At 72.6% G+C, this 17,406-nt stretch carries 16 protein-coding genes; 7 read left to right on the top strand and 9 right to left on the bottom strand.

What is annotated here, in order from left to right; all coding sequences use genetic code 11:
• Positions 1-32: 32 nt before the first annotated feature.
• Together AB0411_RS02655 and AB0411_RS02650 are read left to right on the top strand one after the other, a co-directional pair.
• Positions 33-1,271: an XdhC family protein gene (locus AB0411_RS02655; RefSeq protein ID WP_366415345.1), complete on the top strand. Its 1,239-nt coding sequence runs from the start codon at positions 33-35 to the stop codon at positions 1,269-1,271.
• Between the two features lie 147 nt (positions 1,272-1,418).
• A complete protein-coding gene (locus AB0411_RS02650; RefSeq protein WP_366415344.1) occupies positions 1,419-2,678 on the top strand; it encodes a GNAT family N-acetyltransferase in 1,260 nt (419 codons plus the stop codon).
• A 135-nt stretch (positions 2,679-2,813) separates the two neighbouring features.
• Here the strand turns inward: AB0411_RS02650 and AB0411_RS02645 are convergent, their stop codons facing one another.
• Positions 2,814-3,377 carry a GNAT family N-acetyltransferase gene (locus tag AB0411_RS02645; RefSeq protein WP_366415343.1) on the bottom strand — a complete coding sequence of 188 codons (564 nt, stop codon included), beginning with the start codon at positions 3,375-3,377 and terminating at the stop codon, positions 2,814-2,816.
• A gap of 127 nt (positions 3,378-3,504) precedes the next feature.
• Here AB0411_RS02645 and AB0411_RS02640 point away from each other — a divergent pair, with 127 nt between their 5' ends.
• Together AB0411_RS02640 and dmpI are read left to right on the top strand one after the other, a co-directional pair.
• Complete coding sequence (locus AB0411_RS02640) at positions 3,505-4,434, top strand: LysR family transcriptional regulator (protein WP_366415342.1); 930 nt, start codon at positions 3,505-3,507, stop codon at positions 4,432-4,434.
• Between the two features lie 170 nt (positions 4,435-4,604).
• Positions 4,605-4,787 (top strand): 4-oxalocrotonate tautomerase DmpI, encoded by a 183-nt coding sequence (gene dmpI, locus AB0411_RS02635; protein WP_246296523.1) that lies wholly within the window; start codon positions 4,605-4,607, stop codon positions 4,785-4,787.
• 113 nt (positions 4,788-4,900) lie between these two features.
• Here dmpI and AB0411_RS02630 read toward each other — a convergent pair whose 3' ends face one another.
• A complete protein-coding gene (locus AB0411_RS02630; protein WP_437041178.1) occupies positions 4,901-5,812 on the bottom strand; it encodes a response regulator transcription factor in 912 nt (303 codons plus the stop codon).
• A 93-nt stretch (positions 5,813-5,905) separates the two neighbouring features.
• Between AB0411_RS02630 and AB0411_RS02625 the strand changes: the two genes are divergently transcribed.
• Entirely contained in the window at positions 5,906-7,609 is a 1,704-nt protein-coding gene (locus tag AB0411_RS02625) for an AMP-binding protein (protein WP_366415340.1), read from the top strand.
• Positions 7,606-9,246: an AMP-binding protein gene (locus AB0411_RS02620; RefSeq protein WP_366415339.1), complete on the top strand. Its 1,641-nt coding sequence runs from the start codon at positions 7,606-7,608 to the stop codon at positions 9,244-9,246. Before AB0411_RS02625 ends, AB0411_RS02620 begins: the two co-directional genes overlap by 4 nt.
• 160 nt (positions 9,247-9,406) lie before the next feature.
• Here the strand turns inward: AB0411_RS02620 and AB0411_RS02615 are convergent, their stop codons facing one another.
• The 3 genes from AB0411_RS02615 to AB0411_RS02605 form a co-directional block, all read right to left on the bottom strand.
• A complete protein-coding gene (locus tag AB0411_RS02615; protein WP_366415338.1) occupies positions 9,407-10,039 on the bottom strand; it encodes a methyltransferase family protein in 633 nt (210 codons plus the stop codon).
• A gap of 271 nt (positions 10,040-10,310) precedes the next feature.
• Positions 10,311-10,883 carry a hypothetical protein gene (locus tag AB0411_RS02610; RefSeq protein WP_366415337.1) on the bottom strand — a complete coding sequence of 191 codons (573 nt, stop codon included), beginning with the start codon at positions 10,881-10,883 and terminating at the stop codon, positions 10,311-10,313.
• Positions 10,884-11,082: 199 nt separating this feature from the next.
• Positions 11,083-11,463, bottom strand: coding sequence for an MmcQ/YjbR family DNA-binding protein (locus AB0411_RS02605; protein WP_366415336.1), 381 nt, complete (start codon positions 11,461-11,463; stop codon positions 11,083-11,085).
• Between the two features lie 333 nt (positions 11,464-11,796).
• On the opposite strand from AB0411_RS02605, the gene AB0411_RS02600 reads away from it, so the two are divergent.
• Positions 11,797-12,465, top strand: a complete 669-nt coding sequence (locus AB0411_RS02600; RefSeq protein WP_366415335.1) for a class I SAM-dependent methyltransferase — start codon at positions 11,797-11,799, stop codon at positions 12,463-12,465.
• 36 nt (positions 12,466-12,501) lie between these two features.
• On the opposite strand, the gene AB0411_RS02595 is transcribed toward AB0411_RS02600, so the two are convergent.
• From AB0411_RS02595 to AB0411_RS02580, 4 genes are all read right to left on the bottom strand, one after another.
• On the bottom strand, positions 12,502-13,092 hold the full coding sequence (locus tag AB0411_RS02595) for a GNAT family N-acetyltransferase (protein WP_366415334.1): 591 nt from the start codon (positions 13,090-13,092) through the stop codon (positions 12,502-12,504).
• 157 nt (positions 13,093-13,249) lie between these two features.
• Positions 13,250-14,008 (bottom strand): hypothetical protein, encoded by a 759-nt coding sequence (locus AB0411_RS02590; RefSeq protein ID WP_366415333.1) that lies wholly within the window; start codon positions 14,006-14,008, stop codon positions 13,250-13,252.
• Between the two features lie 482 nt (positions 14,009-14,490).
• A complete protein-coding gene (locus AB0411_RS02585) occupies positions 14,491-15,948 on the bottom strand; it encodes a catalase (RefSeq protein WP_366415624.1) in 1,458 nt (485 codons plus the stop codon).
• A 222-nt stretch (positions 15,949-16,170) separates the two neighbouring features.
• On the bottom strand, positions 16,171-17,406 hold the full coding sequence (locus tag AB0411_RS02580) for a thiamine pyrophosphate-binding protein (RefSeq protein WP_366415332.1): 1,236 nt from the start codon (positions 17,404-17,406) through the stop codon (positions 16,171-16,173).

The raw sequence follows: 17,406 nt of genomic DNA, 5'->3' as shown, positions 1-17,406 counted from the left end.
CCGCCTCCTCCCCCGTCCGTAAGGAGACCGACATGCTGGACATCGCCGAAGAGCTGCACCGGTGGGTCGGGCAGGGCCGCGACTTCGCGGTGGCCACCGTGGTGGCCACGCACGGCAGCGCGCCCCGCCAGCCCGGAGCCGCCCTGGCCGTCGACAGTGACGGCACGGCGATCGGGTCGGTCTCCGGCGGATGTGTGGAGGGGGCGGTGTACGAGCTGTGCCAGGAGGCGCTGCGGACCGGCGAGCCGGTAGTGGAGCGCTTCGGGTACAGCGACGAGGATGCCTTCGCCGTGGGCCTGACCTGCGGCGGCGTCATCGACATCCTCGTCCAGCCGGTCCGGGCGCCCGCCGCGCGCCCGGCCGGCGACCGCACGGCGGGGGAGCCGGCGGAGGGCGCCGCCGGCACGCTCGCCGCCGGCCTGGCCGCCGCCGCCACGGGAGAGGCGGCGGCCCTCGCCCGGGTCATCGACGGCCCCGCCGAGCTCCTCGGCCGGGCGCTGGTGGTCCGCCCCGACGGCAGCCGCACCGGCACCCTCGGCGGCCACCCCGCCCTCGACCGCACCGCGACCGCCCTGACCCGCGCCCTGCTGGACGCCGGGCGCACCACGACGATCGAGATCGGGTCGGGCCCGGCGCCCGGCGGGGGCGCGAAGGGCGGCGACGCGGAGCAGCCGACCGGCGCGCAGTGCGGTCAGCCCCTCCGCCTCCTCGTCGAATCCTCCGTCCCCGCGCCCCGCATGATCGTCTTCGGCGCGATCGACTTCGCCTCCGCGCTGGTCAAGGTCGGCAAGTTCCTCAACTACCACGTCACGGTCTGCGACGCCCGCCCCGTCTTCGCCACCCGCACCCGCTTCCCGGACGCCGACGAGATCGTCGTCGACTGGCCGCACCGCTACCTGGACTCCCAGGACCTCGACCCCCGCACGGTGCTGTGCGTGCTCACCCACGACGCCAAGTTCGACGTCCCGCTGCTGGAGCGGGCGCTCAAGCTCCCGGTCGCCTACGTCGGCGCGATGGGCTCGCGCCGCACCCACCTGGACCGGCTGCAGCGGCTGCGCGACACCGGCCTGACCGAACTCGAACTCAACCGGCTGCGCTCGCCCATCGGCCTCGACCTCGGCGCCCGCACCCCCGAGGAGACCGCGCTGTCCATCGCCGCCGAGATCGTCGCCAACCGCCGCGGCGGCACCGGCACCCCGCTGACCGGCGCGCACACCCCCATCCACCACGACACGGGGCGGCCGGTGGGGCGGATCGGGTCGGTGGCGTGAGGGCGGGGGCGCGGGGAGCGGCGGCGCGGCGGGCGTGCGGCCGGCGGCCCGCGTCCGGTGGTCGGCGTCAGGCGGTCGGGCGGCCGCCCGGCGACAGGCGCCGGAAATCGGGATGACCGTCCCGGCGCACCGCGCTAGCGTCCCCCGGTGACCACTGACGACGACGCCCGCCCCACCACGGAGCTCCGCGACATCCCGGAGGCCGACTGCGACCGGGCCCTGGACCTGACGTACTCCGTCTTCCATCTGACGCCCGGCGACAGGACCCGGCACCGGCACGCGGAGATGCTCCGGGCCGGCCTCCGCGTCGGCGCGTACGACGGCGGACAGCTGGCCGGGGTGGCCGGGGCGCACCGTCGCACCCTCTCCGTCCCGGGCGGCCAACTCCCGTGCGCCGCAGTGGACTTCGTCTCCGTACTGCCCACCCATCGGCGCCGCGGCATCCTCACCTCGATGATGGACGGGCTCTGGCGCCGCTGCGCCGCCGACGGGCGCCCACTGGCCTGCCTGTGGCCGTCCGAGAGCGCCATCTACGGCCGCTACGGCTTCGGTGCCGCCACCGAGCTCTGCCGCATCGAGATCGACTCCACCCGCCCCCTCGCGCTCCGTACCGCGCCCGACAGCCGTCCGCTGCGGCTGATCGACCCGGCCGGGGCACCCGCCGTCCTCGCCCCGCACTACGACGCGACCCTGGCGCGGCGGGCCGGGCGGTTCACCCGCGACGAGAGCTGGTGGCGCTGCGGGGCACTGGACCTCGACGGCGCCAGTATGAGAGCCGGACAGGACGGATTCGGGGCGGCGCACGTGGTGGTGCTCGGCGCCCCCGGCCGGACGCCCGGCGGCTACGCGGTCTACCGCACCCGCGGCCCCGGCGGGAGCGGCCCCGGCACGGTCCGTGTCGGCGAACTCGAAGCGGAATCCGGACCGGCCGCCGCCGCCCTGTGGTCCTACCTCGTCTCGATCGACCTCACCTCGACCGTAGAGATCCAGGGCCGCCCCGCCGACGACCCGCTCCTGCACCTCGCCGCCGACCGCGACCAGGTACGCGTCACCGGCCAGGAACCCGACCTCTGGCTCCGGCTGCTGGACGTCCGCGCCGCGCTGACCGCCCGCTCCTGGGCGGCCCCCGTCGACCTCGTCGTCGACCTGCGCGACACCGTCCTGCCGGCCAACGCGGGCCGCTTCCGGCTGACCGCCGGCCCCGAGGGCGCCACGTGGGAGCCCGCCGACGAGGCCCCCGACCTCTCCCTGGACGTACGGGAGCTGGCCTCCTGCTACCTCGGCGGCACCCCCCTGCGCCACTTCGCACACGCCGGCCTGGCCACCGAGCACACCCCGGGCGCGGTCCGCCGCCTGGACGCCGCCCTGCAGACGGAGTGGCTGCCCTTCACCGGGGAGAACCACTGAGCGACGGGCGGGGCGCGGGCGGGGGCACGTGCGCGGGCGGGGGCCGGTCAGGGTGGCTCCCCGTGCCCGGCCGGCGCGGGGCCGCCCGCGCGCGGCCTCGACGCGCGGCCGACCTCGACATGCGCCCGGCCCCTCTCAGTTCCCGCCCCCGTCCCGCCGCGGCCGCAGTGCCGCCATCACGAGCACGTCATGCCACGCGCCGTCCCAGAACAGGGCCTCCCGCATCCGGCCCTCCACCTCGAAGCCGCACTTCTCGTACGCCCGCCGGGCGCGCGGGTTGAAGTCGTAGACCTCCAGCTGGACGCGGTGCAGGCCCACCCGGTCGAAGGCGTAGCCCAGCAGCAGCCGGATCGCCTCGGTGCCGATGCCGCGGTCGGTCGCGTCCGGGGCGAGGGCGATCCGGAAGCTTCCGCAGGCATTCGGCGCGTCGATGTCGTTCAGCGCGAGTTCGCCCAGGAACGCGCCGGAGTCCCGGTCCTCGACGGCCAGGTCCAGCCGGTCCGGGCAGTCGGCCCGGCCGGCGCACCACGCCTGCAGCTCCTCCAGCGTGAAGTCATGGTGGGTGCCGGTCAGCCGGCGGATCTCCGGGTGGGCGGCGGAGGCGTGGAAGGCCGCCGCGTGACGTGCCGACAGCGGTGTGAGACGGATCCGGTCGCCCGTGAGCACCGGTTTCTCGGAGAGAGCGGTGGCGTCGATCATGAGGGGATGATGTCCGGGCCGCGGACCGGACGGCAACGGAATTGACCCGCGCCGAAGTTGACGGCCGGGGGAGTGCTGGGGCGGGGCGGCCGGGCCCGTGGCGAGCGGGCCGGGAAAGGGGAGCGGCGTGGAGCTGCGGCAGGTGCGGTACTTCGTCATGGTCGCGAAGGAGCTGCATTTCGGGCGGGCGGCGGAGAAGCTGCACATCGTGCAGTCGGCGGTGAGCCAGCAGATCAGGCGGCTGGAGCGGGAGTTGGGGGCCGAGCTGTTCGACCGGTCGGCGCGCCAGGTGCGGCTGACGGCCGTGGGCGAGCGGTTCCTGCCGGAGGCACGGGCCCTGCTCGCCGCCGAGCGGCGCGCCCGTGCCGTCGTCGACGAGCTGACCGCCGGCCGCTCCACCACCCTGCGCCTGGGGACGAGCACGGGCCTGGGCGCCCATCTGGACCGGGTGCTGGAGGCGCTGGCCGGCATCGCCCCGGAAACCCGGGTGGAGCTGGTGGCGGCGCGGGCCGCGGAGCGGCTCGACCTGGTGGCGTCCGGCGGGCTGGACGCGGCCTTCCTCCGCGGTGAGCCGGAACCCCGGGGACACGACGGCCTGCGTTTCGTGCCGCTGTGGCAGGACCCGCTGGTGGCGGTCCTCCCGGCCCGGCACCCACTGGCCGCCTCGCCGGGCGCCCTCGCGCTCGCCGAACTCGCCGCCGTCCCAATGGTGCTGACCGCGCGGCGCACCAATCCCGCCCTGGTCGATCTGGTCGTCGGCGCCTGCCACGACGCCGGTTTCACCCCCGTCCCGGGGCCCGCGTACGGCTCGCTGGACGACACCCTGACGGCGATCGGTGCCGCCGGCACGTCCGACGGGCTGTGGACCGTCGTCTACGCCTCGCACGCCGCCCGGCTGAGCACCCCCAGGGTCGTCTTCCTGCCGTTCGGCCACCCGGGCATGGAGCTGACCACCTCGCTCGTGGTGCGCCGCACGGACCCGCCCGCCGGACTGGATCCCCTGCTGCGGGCCTGCGCGGCGACGGAGCGGAGCGCGGTGACCGATCTCGATCCGTGATCGCTGGGTGCGCGTTCCGCTTCTTGGTCGCCCGCCCCATTCGCGATGGACTGGGCTCACGCCGGTCAACCACCGGATACCCGGGAGGAATCCGGGTGCTCCAGGCCGGGGAACACGGGGAGAACCCCACAGCTGTTCCCGACGGCCGTCACCGACAAGGGAGTTCCGTCATGCCGATCGTCACCGTCCAGCAGGGTCCGCGCAGCGTCGAGCTGAAGCGGGAGCTGGTCCGCCAGATCACCGACGCGTTCGTGGACGCGTACCGCATTCCCGCCGAGACCGTGCAGGTGTGGATCCAGGAGGTCCCCACCGACAGCTGGGGCGCGGCGGGCACGCTGACCGCCGACAAGTAGCCACGGCCGGGCCGGCCACCACGGGGGAGGGCCGGCCCCCCCACGGGAGCACCCTGCGCCCCTACGGGAGCACCCCGCCCCTCGCCCCCTACGGGAACGCCTCGGCTCCCGCCCTACGGGAGCACCCCGGCCCGCCGCGCCGCGACCACCGCCTGCAGCCGGGTGTGCGCCCCCAACTTCCGCATGCAGGACCGGAGATAGCTCTTCACCGTCTCCGGGCGCAGCCCCAGCCGCTCCGCCACCACCGCGTTCGTCGCGCCCGACGCCACACAGGCCAGGACGTCCACCTCACGCGGCGACAGCCCCGGATCCGCGCCGGCCGCGCCCGCCACGCCGCCCGCACCGTCCGCGCCGGGCCGTCGCGACGAGGCCGCCGCGAGCCGCCCGCACGCCGCCAGCATCTCCCGGCGCAGCAGCGGGTCGTCCACCCGCTGCGCCAGTGCGCGCAGCTCGCCGTGCGCCTCCCGCACCTCCTCCCACCTCGCCGGATCGCCGGCGTCAGCCCCCTGCCGCGGGGGTGCCTCCCGCGCCCCCGCGGCTGGCGGAAGGGCCTCCGCCAGCAGCCGCGCCGCCTCGTCCTGCAGCACGAGCGCCTGCTCCAGCTCCCGTGCCGCCTCCACGGCCGCCGACAGCGGCCGGTCGCCCAGCCGCACCGGCCGGCGCAGCGCCCCGTACAGCACCCCGCGCACCCGCCGCCGGACGATCACCGGCACCGCGAGCACCGACCGCAGCCCCTCCGCGGCCACCGCCGCGTCGTACTCGTGGCTGATCACCGACGAGGCGCCGTAGTCGGTCACCGCCAGCGGGCGGGACAGCGCCACGGCCTTCCCGCCCAGCCCGTTGCCCTGCAGGATGTCCAGGCCGTGCAGCACCGTGGTCTCCGTACCGGCCAGCTCGTTGATGCGGTAGCGCCCCGTGCCGGCCAGCAGGCCGCCGAACGCCACCGGCAGACCGGTCGCCCGCCGCAGCCGCGACAGCGCCGCCCGTACGTCCGCCGAATCGTTCGCCGCCGGCTCGAACTGCACGCCGATACCTCCGGTTCCCCCCATTCGGGGGTGGTGAGACCTGCGCCACTGATTACACGATGGCAGGGAGCGGTGCGGCAATGAGGAGGACACATGACGGACACGGAAAACGGTGCGACGGGCCGCGCACCGGCCGCCACCGAGGCGTTCCGGGCGGCGCGGGATCTCCTGCTGCGGCACCGGGAGGACTACGAAGCGGCTCGCGCGGAATTCCGCTGGCCCCGCCCCGCCCACTTCAACTGGGCCCTGGACTGGTTCGACGCCCTCGCCCGCGGCAACGACCGCACCGCACTGCACATCGTCGAGGAGGACGGCAGCGAGACCCGGCTGAGCTTCGAGGAGCTGCGCCGCCGCTCCGACCAGGCCGCCAACTGGCTCTCCGCCCAAGGGGTACGGGCCGGCGACCGCATCGTCATGATGCTCGGCAACCAGGCGGAACTGTGGGAGAGCGCGCTGGCCGCGATGAAGCTGCGCGCGGTCGTCATCCCCGCGACCCCCCTGCTGGGCACCGCCGATCTCGCCGACCGGATCGACCGCGGCCGGGCCCGCCACGTCCTGGTGCGCGCCGCGGACACCGACAAGTTCGCCGCCGTACCGGGCGACTACACCCGGATCGCGGTCGGCGGCGCGGCGGACGGCTGGCTGGCGTACGAGGAGGCCTACGCGAGCCCCGACAGCTATGAGCCGGACGGCCCCACCCGGGCCGACGACCCCCTGATGCTCTACTTCACCTCCGGCACCACCGCCCTCCCCAAGCTCGTCGAGCACACCCACGCGTCCTATCCCATCGGCCACCTCGCGACGATGTACTGGATCGGCCTGCGACCCGGCGACGTGCACCTGAACATCTCGTCGCCCGGATGGGCCAAGCACGCCTGGTCCAATCTCTTCGCGCCCTGGAACGCCGAGGCCACCGTCTTCATCCACAACTACACCCGCTTCGACCCGGCCCGGCTGATGGCCGAGATGGACCGGGCCGGGGTCACCAGCTTCTGCGCCCCGCCCACCGTCTGGCGGATGCTCATCCAGGCCGACCTGTCGGCGCTCCGCACGCCGCCCCGGGAGATCGTCGCCGCAGGTGAACCGCTCAACCCGGAGATCATCGAGCAGGTGCGGCAGTCCTGGGGCGTGACGATCCGCGACGGCTTCGGGCAGACCGAGACCGCCGTCCAGGTGGCGAACACCCCGGGCCAGCCCGTCACCCCGGGCTCCATGGGCCGGCCCACCCCCGGCTTCGACGTGGTGCTGCTCGACCCGGTCACCGGGGCGCCGGCCGACGAGGGCGAGATCGCCCTCGACCTCTCCACCCGGCCGGTCGGCCTGATGACCGGCTATCAGGGCGACCCCGAACGCACCGCGGAGGCGATGGCCGGCGGCTACTACCGCACCGGCGACATCGGCTTCCGCGACAGCGAGGGCCGGCTCACCTACATCGGGCGGGCCGACGACGTCTTCAAGGCGTCCGACTACAAGATCTCGCCCTTCGAGCTGGAGAGCGCCCTGCTGGCGCACGAGGCGGTCGCGGAGGCCGCCGTGGTGCCGGCCCCCGACCCGCTGCGGCTGTCCGTGCCCAAGGCCTATGTCGTGCTGGCGGCCGGCTGGTCGCCCGGCCCCGAGACCGCACAGCTGATCTTCGCGCACTCCCGCGAGGTCCTGGCCCCCTACAAGCGCATCCGGCGGCTGGAGTTCGCCGAACTGCCGAAGACCGTCTCCGGCAAGATCCGCCGTATCGAACTGCGCGAACGCACCGCGCAGGGCGACGGCAGCGCCGAGTACCGCGAGGAGAACCACCGATGAGCCGCCCGGACCAGGAACTCTCGTACGCCGTCGGGGCCGGCGACCGGCCCCTGCTCGACCACACCATCGGCACCGACCTGGCCCGCACCATCACCCGGTTCGGCGACCGCGAGGCGCTGGTCGAGGTGGCGAGCGGCCGCCGCTGGACCTACACCGAACTGGGCCGCGCGGTCGACGAGGTGGCGCTCGGCCTGCTCGCCAAGGGCGTCCGCACCGGCGACCGGGTCGGCATCTGGGCGCCCAACTGCGCCGAATGGGTCCTCGTCCAGTACGCCACCGCCCGGATCGGCGCGATCCTCGTCAACGTCAACCCCTCCTACCGCGTCCACGAGCTGGCGTACGTCCTGCGGCAGGCCGGCATCACCCTCCTGGTCTCCGCGACCCACCACAGGACCAGCGACTACCGCGGGATGATCGAGCAGGTGCGTGCCGAGAGCCCCGCGCTGCGCGAGGTGGTCTACATCGACGACCCGGCCTGGGACGAACTGCTCGCGGCCGGCGCCACCGTCCCGCCCGCCCGGCTCGCCGCGTACGACACGGCCCTGACCGCCGACGACCCGGTCAACATCCAGTACACCTCGGGCACCACCGGCTTCCCCAAGGGCGCCACCCTCTCCCACCGCAACATCCTCAACAACGGCTACTGGGTCGGCGAGACCGTCGCCTACACCGAGCACGACCGGGTGTGCCTGCCGGTGCCCTTCTACCACTGCTTCGGCATGGTCATGGGCAATCTCGCCGGCACCTCGCACGGCGCCTGCCTCGTCATCCCCGGCCCCGCCTTCGACGCCGCCGCCACCCTCCGGGCCGTCCAGGACGAGCGCTGCACCTCCCTCTACGGTGTCCCCACCATGTTCATCGCCGAGCTCAACCACCCCGACTTCGACACCTACGACCTCACCAGCCTCCGCACCGGCATCATGGCGGGCTCGCCCTGCCCGGAGGAGGTGATGAAGCGGGTGGTCGCCGAGATGCACATGGCCGAGGTCTCCATCTGCTACGGCATGACCGAGACCTCCCCGGTCTCCACCCAGACCCGGCGCGAGGACGACCTCGCCCACCGCACGACGACCGTCGGCCGGGTGCTGCCGCACATCGAGGTCAAGGTCGTCGACCCGGGAAGCGGGGCGACCGTCCCCCGCGGCACCCCGGGCGAACTGTGCACCCGCGGCTACAGCGTGATGCTCGGCTACTGGGAGGACGCCGCGCACACCGACGAGGTCATCGATGCCGACCGGTGGATGCACACCGGCGACCTCGCGGTGATGAACGACGACGGCTACCTCCGGATCGTCGGCCGCATCAAGGACATGATCATCAGAGGCGGCGAGAACGTCTACCCCCGTGAGATCGAGGAGTTCCTCTACTCCCACCCCAAGATCGCCGATGTCCAGGTCGTCGGCGTCCCCGACGAGAAGTACGGCGAGGAGATCGCCGCCTGCGTCATCCTCCGCGACCCCCAAGACCCCCTCACCCAAGCCGAGTTGGACCACTACTGCCGCTCCCGCCTCGCCCACTTCAAGATCCCCCGCTACCTCCACATCGTCGACACCTTCCCGATGACCGTCAGCGGCAAGGTCCGCAAGGTGGAACTGAGGGAGCGGTTGGCGGGGGAGGCGGGGCACGTATCGCCGTGAGCCGCCCCCGGCGCTGAAGCCCGGGCGCGTAGCGAGAGGAATCCACGCCCGGTGATCGGGGGGCGACGGGGGAGGGGGCTGGGCACCCGGATGCCTCGCCCCTCCCGCGCGCACAGCCCCGCCGCTCACCGACGTGGAGCGCCGTCCCATGGGCCGCGCACTACTGCCGCCCGCCACCGGCCGTGCGGCCGGGACCAGTCCACGGAATCAGCGCAGGGACGCGCGCCCGGTAGTCAGCGTAGGAACCGCCGAACTGCCCGGCCATCAAGCCGTCTTCGACCCGCACCCGGCGCAGCAGCCAGGGGAGGGCCACCGCCAGGTAGACAACCCAGACACCGAAGCCGCAGGCCAGCATCCCGCCGACGATCAGGCCGAGCAGACCCGTGTAGATCGGGTGGCGGACCAGCCGGTAGGGGCCGTCCGTACGCAGCTCATGGTGCTCCTGCACCAGCGGGACGCTGGCCCACATCGCCCCCAGAGCCCACCGGGCCCACAGCAGCAACGCCGTCGAGGCGACGGCGAGCAGCGCCCCCAGGACCGCGAGCTCGGGCTGCCAGTACTGGAGATGACGCCAGAAGGAAGCCGGCGCACTGCCGACCACCACCGAGAACACCCCCACGCCCACCATCACCGGAACCCGCCCGGGCAGCGTGCGCGGCAACCCGCGCACCCACCCGGCCGGCCCCTTCCGGCTCTTCACGCCGAAGTAGACGGCCCCCGCGATCCAGGCCACAAGAAAGACCACGACGCAGACGTCAGTGACGGCAACGACCGTCGAATGTAGAAAGCCCATACGACGAGCCTGCTCCCGGTGCACACGGGCGCACCACCACCCACGGGTGGAACCACAACTCTCCACCCCCAGGTGGAGCAGCGCAGCGGCACGAACCGGAGATGATGCCTCCATGCCCACCGTGCCCCTATGTCGCTGCCGTGGCGCAATCAGCCGTCCCTACCCGCCGTGGAGTTGCCTTCGCCAGGTACGGGGGCGGCGCGTGGTCCGGGGGGTAAGAACTCGTGGACGCACTGGTGTCACAACCCGGAGATCGCCACGGAACAACCCTCTAGAATTCTTTGCCGTTCCTGTCGGCGACCTTGACCAGGATGTCCTTCTTTCCTGTGGGCCACGTGATGGCAAGGCGGGTGGCCTCGATGCCGGTACCGGTGGCCTTTGCGTGTTCCTTGTCGCCGCCCGCGCACGAGAAGTCGAAGGTCGTCCGGCCGTCCCTGGCGACGTGATACGTGCCGGAGCAGTCGGCTTTGCCGGCGAGTACTGCCCTATTGCCGTTCTTGGCAACGGCCAGGAAGAGCGCGTCCCTGCCCTTCTTGGTGGCCCCGGCGTCCTTGGCGACCTCCTCGGGGCTTTTGGAGTTGCCCTTCAGTTGGTCTTTGTCGAACGTCGCTTCATCTGCATTGAGGGACTCTTCATCTACGGGCGCGAACGCTCCGGGGAGAAAGCTCTTCATGCTTTCCTGTTCGTCAATTTCCTCATGCCGCGGCTTTGGTGAGGGATTCTTTCCGAGCTTGCTTGATGTATTCGCTGCCTTGTCGTGGTGCGTGCCCCCGCCGCAGCCGCTCACGAGCAGTGTCGCCGCCGCGACCGTGATCGTCCCGGCCAGTCGTATCGATCGCTGCATTCGATGAACTCCCTTGTTTTTGCGGTGAGTTGCTTGCCAATTGGTCATGAGTGAGCGGGCGGGCCAGCCTGACCTTAACGCCTGGATGTCGTGCAGGTTCGCTTCGGACACTCGTATGCGACAAGCCGCCGCTGATGAAGCGCACGGGCGCGGCTTGTGCCTTGTCGGGCCGCCTGGGGTGTCGCGCCTGGGTGGTTGTTCAAGCCCGTCGTTCCCCGGGCCAGTCGAGCAGGAGGCGTTGGGCGCGCGGGAGCGAGGCGACGACCAGGTCGTAGGAGTCCTCGATCATGTCGAGGACGAGGCGGTCGGGGAGGGTGCCGGTCAGGGAGACGGTGTTCCAGTGGCGTTTGTTGAGGTGGTAGCCGGGGACCACCTCGGGGTGTGTGGCGCGTAGTCGTTCCGCCAGCTCGGGATCGCACTTGAGGCTCACGGTGAGCGGGGTGGCCGTCAGGGTCGTCAGCGCGAAGATCTTTCCGCCGACCTTGAAGGTGGACACGTCGGGGTGGCGTGGAAAGGGAAACTCCTCGACCGCGCCGTTGAAGTCCAGGCAGACGGCCCGAAGGGTGTTCGCGTCGATCATTCCGTCATTATGTCCGGCGGACGGTCTTGCCTGATGGGACGGCATGTGCGGCCGCGGGATCCGGCAGCCGGAGTCCCGATCCGGGCCGGGGGCGTTCGCAAGCCCTACGGCGAGCGGTCTCGGTATACGGCCCTGTCGGGAACCTTGACCGGAATGGTCTCTCGGGCTGCTCAGGCCACTCGGGGCGCCAACTCATGGGACTAGCCTGCATTTCGTCGTGATCCTTGAGGGGGACTCATCGTGCTGAGTGGAGTTGGCGGAGGGCGGGAGCGACGGCGAGGGGCATATGGCATCGACGCCCCGTACGCATTGTTCGGTCTTGCCTGCGGAGCCGTGGGGCCGGCAGCGGCGGGGTTCGGTGCGCTCGCGGGGCCCGGGATCGGGGTGGCCTGGGTGCCGTTTCTGTGCGCGCTGGTGATGGCCGTCGCTTTCGTCCTGTACGCGCATGCCACGCGGCGCGGCAAGTTCGCGGTGTGGGAGGAACTGCTGGATGAGTTGGCGCTGCGGGGAGACGAGCAGCTCCTGGACCTCGGGTGCGGCCGTGGTGCCGTGCTGCTGGCCGGCGCACGGCGGCTGTCGGAGGGCCGGGCCGCGGGCGTGGACTTGTGGCGCGCTGTTGACCAGTCGGGCAACGCCCGGAGAGTCACCTCGCGCAACGCGGAGGCTGAGGGGGTCCACGACCGGGTGGAGCTGCACACCGGTGACCTGCGGGACCTGCCCTTCGGCGACGGCGAGTTCGATGTCGTGCTCTCCAGCCTGGCCATCCACAACATCAAGGATGCTGAAGGACGGCGTCGGGCGGTCGCCGAGGCGGTACGCGTACTGGGCCCTGGGGGACGGCTGGTGATCGTGGACATCGGCCGCTCCGTGGCCCGTTACCGGGACGTCTTGGCGGAGCTGCCCGTGAGCGGACTCGGTGTCCGCCCGCTGGGCTGGCGCATGTGGTGGGGTGGACCGTGGATGCGGAGCCACGTGGTCACGGCGTCCCGCACGGGCGGCTGAGCGGCGCCATTGCCTGGGGTGGGGCAGTCGAAGCGCTCATGTTCCGCCGCCGGCCCCGCCAGGGTCCCGTCGCATGCAGACCCGTGGCCAGCGGTCGAGGCCCAGCGATGCCTCGTGGGTGCGGATCGCTCGTAGGCCCGGGGTGAGTGCGGCATCGGTGAGGATGCGGAATCCGAGGCGGGCGTAGTACGGGGCGTTCCATGGCACGTCGGTGAAGGTGGTGAGGGTGAGTGGGGCCGCGCCGCCGGAGCGTTCCGCATGGTCGATGAGGGCTTGGCCGATGCGGCGGTGGGCGTGTTGGGGGTGGACGGAGACCTGCTCGATGTGGGTGCAGCCGTCGACCGGGTTCCAGAGGAGGTAGCCGATCGGCCGGCCGGTCCAGGACCCGGGGCCAGCCCCAGTCCCAGCCCCAGTCCCGGACCTGGTCACGGCTGTGGGAGTACTGCCCGGTTCCTCGTACGCGGCCAGGGCTCGGCCTGTGCGCAGATATGCCGTCAGTTCCGCGAATGACGGGGGTTCGTCGTCGGCGATCGCCGTCATGCCGAGGTCGCGGAACGCCTCACCGGCGGCGCGCTCGATGGTGCGGAGGGCGGGCAGGTCGGCGAGGGCGGGCGTACGGATGATCACGGTGTCAGTGTCGCTGGTATGGGTGGGGGAGACGAGCGGGTTTCGGTGGCCGTGAGCCGTGAGCCGTGAGCCGTGAGCCGTGAGCGTCAGGCGTGGTGCAGTGGCCGGTGCCGTCGGTGACGGCCGTGGGTGGTGGCGGTGTCGGGGTGTGGCGGCATCACCGCCCCGCCGCCCCGTACTTGATCAGTTCGTCGGCCGGGTCGTTGACCGGTTGCGGGGTGCCCGTGAGGTCCATGACGAACAGGGGGAGGTGCAGTTCGTCGGCGCGGGAGCGGGCGTCGCGGGCGTAGCCGGCGAGGGAGAAGAAGACCGCTATGGCCGAGTCGTTGAGGCCGTTGAGCCAGAGGCATTCGATCTCGCGCAGCTGGGTGGCGCGGGTGGTCGGGTCGACCTGGGCGACCACGCCCGTGCCGCGGAGGTCCACGCCGGAGGCCGTGCGCTCCTTGGTCCGTGCGACATCGGCGTAGCCCAGCCACTTCAGGTACTGCTCGGCGGCGGTGACGCAGTCGCGGGCCGTACGGATGGTGACCGGGCGGAACGCCGGGCGCAGGGACGCGTGGGAAGTCTCTGCGGTCGGGGAGGGGGAGGCCGCCGCGGCAGGGTTCGGGGCGGCTGGACGGCCGGATGAGGGGAAATTCGGGGGTGGTTGGGGTGGCGCGGGGGCTACGGGGATCCGTACGACCGTGCCGCAGGCGCAGCCGGACTCCGGTGCCGGCCACTCGTCCTGCCGTCCGCAGACCTCGCAGCGCACCTCCACCCAGGAGGCCTGCCAGGTGCGGTGGAGTATCTCGACGGGCACCCCGCCGCGCAGCACGGGCAGGGTCAGCGGGGCACCGCACGCGCACGGGAACGTGGGCGGGGTGAAGGCGTTCTCACGGCGGCACGTGGGGCACCGCACCGGCACGCTGTCGGCCATCGTCGGCTCCTGGCAGGTCGGGCGGCAGACAGGTCGGATCTGCTGCTCTCCCCATGGTCTCTCCAAAACCGGTCGCAGGGGGGTGATTTACGAGGAGAGCCGCAGGTGGGGAAGGACCGAGGGGGAGTCACGGCGCACGGGGGGAGCGCATCGCGGAGCGCAGGGGCCGTCGGTGAGGGCGGGCGCGCCACGCACCAGGCCCGGAATCCGTGACCGTACGGATTCCGGGCCTGCTGTGGTTCCCGTCCGACGGCGCGAGAATCGGGCGCGACAGGACATCGCGCCGCCGGACGGAGTCTGTGGGTGAAAGGGGAGCAGGCGGGCTCCGCGGTGGGGGAGAGGCCCGCCCTGTCTGTCGGGCGGGCACGGCCACCGCACTGGTCCTCCCGGTGTACCGCGGAGCTCGCGCTGCCGCTCCGTACCGGCCGGCCACCCCTCAAACAGGCCGGCCGGTACGGATGCGCGAGGGTGCCGACCTCCCGTCAGTCCTCGCGCAGCTCACGGACCCTGGCTTCGACACGGGCGCCGTAGTCCGGGTCGGCGGCGTGGAAGTGGGCCAGGTTCTTCTCGATCACGTCGTCCCGGCCGACCTGGGAGAGGCCACCGGCGATGTTGTTCACCAGACGGGTCTTCTCGTCCTGCGACATCAGGCGGTAGAGCTCACCGGCCTGGAAGAAGTCGTCGTCCTTGGTGTGCGCCGGGGCCTCGTGGGTGCCGGTGTGGCCGGAGACGGCGAACGGGGCGGAGAGGGCCTCGTCGGTCTGCACCGGGCCGCCGTAGGAGTTCGGCTCGTAGTTCTTGGCGTGCCGGTCGTAGCGGTGGGTTGCCATCAGGCCGTCCCGGCCGTAGTTGTGGGCCTCGGTCGCCTTGGGGGCGTTCACCGGCAGCTGGGTGTGGTTGACGCCCAGGCGGTAGCGGTGCGCGTCGGCGTAGGCGAACAGCCGGCCCTGGAGCATCTTGTCCGGGGACGGGCCGATGCCGGGCACGAAGTTGTTCGGGGAGAAGGCCGACTGCTCGACCTCGGCGAAGACGTTGTCGGGGTTGCGGTCCAGGACCAGGCGGCCGACGCGCTGCAGCGGGTAGTCCGCGTGCGGCCACACCTTCGTCAGGTCGAACGGGTTGAAGCGGTAGTTCGCCGCCTCGGCCGCCGGCATGATCTGCACGTACAGCGTCCAGGAGGGGTAGACGCCCCGCTCGATGGACTGGAGCAGATCGGTCTGGTGGCTGTTGGGGTCCGTGCCGGACAGCTCGGCGCCCTGCGCGGCGTCCAGGCAGCGGATGCCCTGGTTGGTCTTGAAGTGGTACTTGACGAAGAAGGCCTCGCCCTCGGCGTTCGTCCACTGGTAGGTGTGCGAGCCGTAGCCGTTCATGTGGCGGTAGGAGGCCGGGATGCCGCGGTCGCCCATGAGCCAGGTGACCTGGTGGGTCGCCTCGGGGGAGTGCGCCCAGAAGTCCCAGACGTTGTCCGGCTCCTGCTTGCCCGTGAAGGGGTCGCGCTTCTGGGAGTGGATGAAGTCGGGGAACTTGATCGGGTCCTTGATGAAGAACACCGGGGTGTTGTTGCCGACGAGGTCGTAGTTGCCCTCTTCGGTGTAGAACTTCAGCGCGAAGCCACGCGGGTCACGGGCCGCGTCCGGGCCGCCGAGGCTGTCGGCGACGGTCGAGAAGCGGATGAACGTCTCGGTGCGCTTGCCGACGGCGCCGAGGAAGTCGGCGCGGGTGAAGCCCGTGACGTCGTCGGTCACCTCGAAGTAGCCGTACGCGCCGGAGCCACGGGCGTGCACGACGCGCTCCGGGATGCGCTCGCGGTTGAAGCGGGCGAGCTTCTCCAGCAGGTGCTGGTCCTGGAGGATGATCGGGCCGCCGACGCCGGCGGTGGCGGAGTTCTGGTTGTCGGCGACGGGGGCGCCAGCCTCCGTAGTGAGAAAGCGCGCCGTCAGCGTGGGCTTCGACATGGTGACCTTCCGTACGAGAGCGCGGAAGTTGGCTTCCGCGTGTCGGAGCGTAAGAAGCGCTACGACCAAACGTCAACAGTTTGTTGAAACAAAGCGGGGAGGTATCCGGAGGGATTCCGGGCGGCGGCCGCGCCTGGGCGCGACAGGACAAGTGTCGGCGCGGCCGCCGCCCGGAAGTCTGGGGCCCTGGTCCGGGGTGTGACCGGGCTAGGGCGTGTTGCGCGTCCCGTGGGTGTGCTCGTGCACCGGGCCGCCGGCCGCACCGCCGGGCGGACGTCCCGCGGGCCCGGTCCGGACGTCCACGAGGACCGGCCGCCGGGTGGAGACGGCCTCCTTCCGGGCCCACTCGACCGCCGAGCGGAGCTCCGCCGGTTCGACCACGTCCCGGCCCGCGCAGCCGTACGCCTCCACGAGCTTCACGTGGTCCGTGAGGTGCTCGTCGGGAGCGCAGCGGTCCTGGCGCCGGCCGTGGCCGGGCCGGTGCATGACCAGCACGAAGGGCACCTCGTGGCGCACCGCCGACGCCAACTCCTCGGCGAGGAACGGGAATTCCTCGCCGTCGACGGCCACGAGAACCTCCGCGTCCGGCTCGCCCCGCAGGTCCAGGGCCTTGCGGACGCCGATCGCGGCCGGTACCTCCCAGCCGGGCGGCCCGTGGTGGTGGTGCAACCGGCCGCCACCGGGTCCCGCGGCGGAGGCCCGGATGCCCACCGCGCCGCCGACGAGGTGGGTGTCCGGCGTCCCCTCCGTGAACATCCCGGCGATCTCCGTCAGGGGCCAGGGAGCCGGGGCGCCCGGGCCACCGGAGCGGGTGGGGCCGGTCCGGTCCGCCGGGGCGGGCGGTGGCTCCGCCCGCCCGCGTACCGGTGCGGCCTGTGGCGTCCGGTCGGCGCGGCCGGACCCGCTCCCGTCCGCGATGTCCGCCGCGGCCAGGTCGGCCGGGATGTCGATCAGGACCGGGCCGGGGCGGCCCTCCCGCGCGATCCGGAACGCCTCGCGAAAGGCGCCCGGGATCCGCGCCGGATCCTCGATCCGCTCGGCGCGTTTGGTGACCGGGCCGGCCAGCCGGGCCAGGTCCGGCGGCCCGGAGGCGCGCAGCGGGCCGGTGGTCCGGAGCTCACCGGCCGCCTCCCGGCCGGTGAGGCACACCAGCGGTACCGCGTCCTGCTGCGCCGCGTACAGCCCGGCGAGCAGGCGCGTCGCGCCCGGGCCCGCGGCCGCCGCGGCGACACCGGGCCGTCCGCTCGTACGGGCCCAGCCGTACGCCATGTGCAGGGCGCCCTCCGCGTGGCGGGCCGGCAGCCGTTCGATGCCGCCGGCCTCCGCCATGGCCGTGCAGAGGGGGAGCAGGGCGGCGCCGGGGCAGCCGAAGGCGATCTCGACGCCCTCGTCCTTCATGACCTGGACGGCCGCTCGTACGGCGGGAATCCGCTGCGCCGCCAT

It is taken from the genome of Streptomyces angustmyceticus (assembly GCF_040701845.1).
In the GTDB taxonomy this organism is placed as follows: domain Bacteria; phylum Actinomycetota; class Actinomycetes; order Streptomycetales; family Streptomycetaceae; genus Streptomyces; species Streptomyces angustmyceticus_A.
Note: the sequence above shows the minus strand (reverse complement) of the source record. Positions and strands in the feature narration are given on the sequence as shown.

Coding starts and splice junctions, on each gene's coding strand:
- AB0411_RS02655 (WP_366415345.1), top strand. CDS start 33: ATGCTGGACATCGCCGAAGAGCTGCACCGGTGGGTCGGGCAGGGCCGC.
- AB0411_RS02645 (WP_366415343.1), bottom strand. CDS start 3,377: ATGATCGACGCCACCGCTCTCTCCGAGAAACCGGTGCTCACGGGCGAC.
- dmpI (WP_246296523.1), top strand. CDS start 4,605: ATGCCGATCGTCACCGTCCAGCAGGGTCCGCGCAGCGTCGAGCTGAAG.
- AB0411_RS02625 (WP_366415340.1), top strand. CDS start 5,906: ATGACGGACACGGAAAACGGTGCGACGGGCCGCGCACCGGCCGCCACC.
- AB0411_RS02620 (WP_366415339.1), top strand. CDS start 7,606: ATGAGCCGCCCGGACCAGGAACTCTCGTACGCCGTCGGGGCCGGCGAC.
- AB0411_RS02615 (WP_366415338.1), bottom strand. CDS start 10,039: ATGGGCTTTCTACATTCGACGGTCGTTGCCGTCACTGACGTCTGCGTC.
- AB0411_RS02610 (WP_366415337.1), bottom strand. CDS start 10,883: ATGCAGCGATCGATACGACTGGCCGGGACGATCACGGTCGCGGCGGCG.
- AB0411_RS02605 (WP_366415336.1), bottom strand. CDS start 11,463: ATGATCGACGCGAACACCCTTCGGGCCGTCTGCCTGGACTTCAACGGC.
- AB0411_RS02590 (WP_366415333.1), bottom strand. CDS start 14,008: ATGGCCGACAGCGTGCCGGTGCGGTGCCCCACGTGCCGCCGTGAGAAC.
- AB0411_RS02580 (WP_366415332.1), bottom strand. CDS start 17,406: ATGGCGGCGCAGCGGATTCCCGCCGTACGAGCGGCCGTCCAGGTCATG.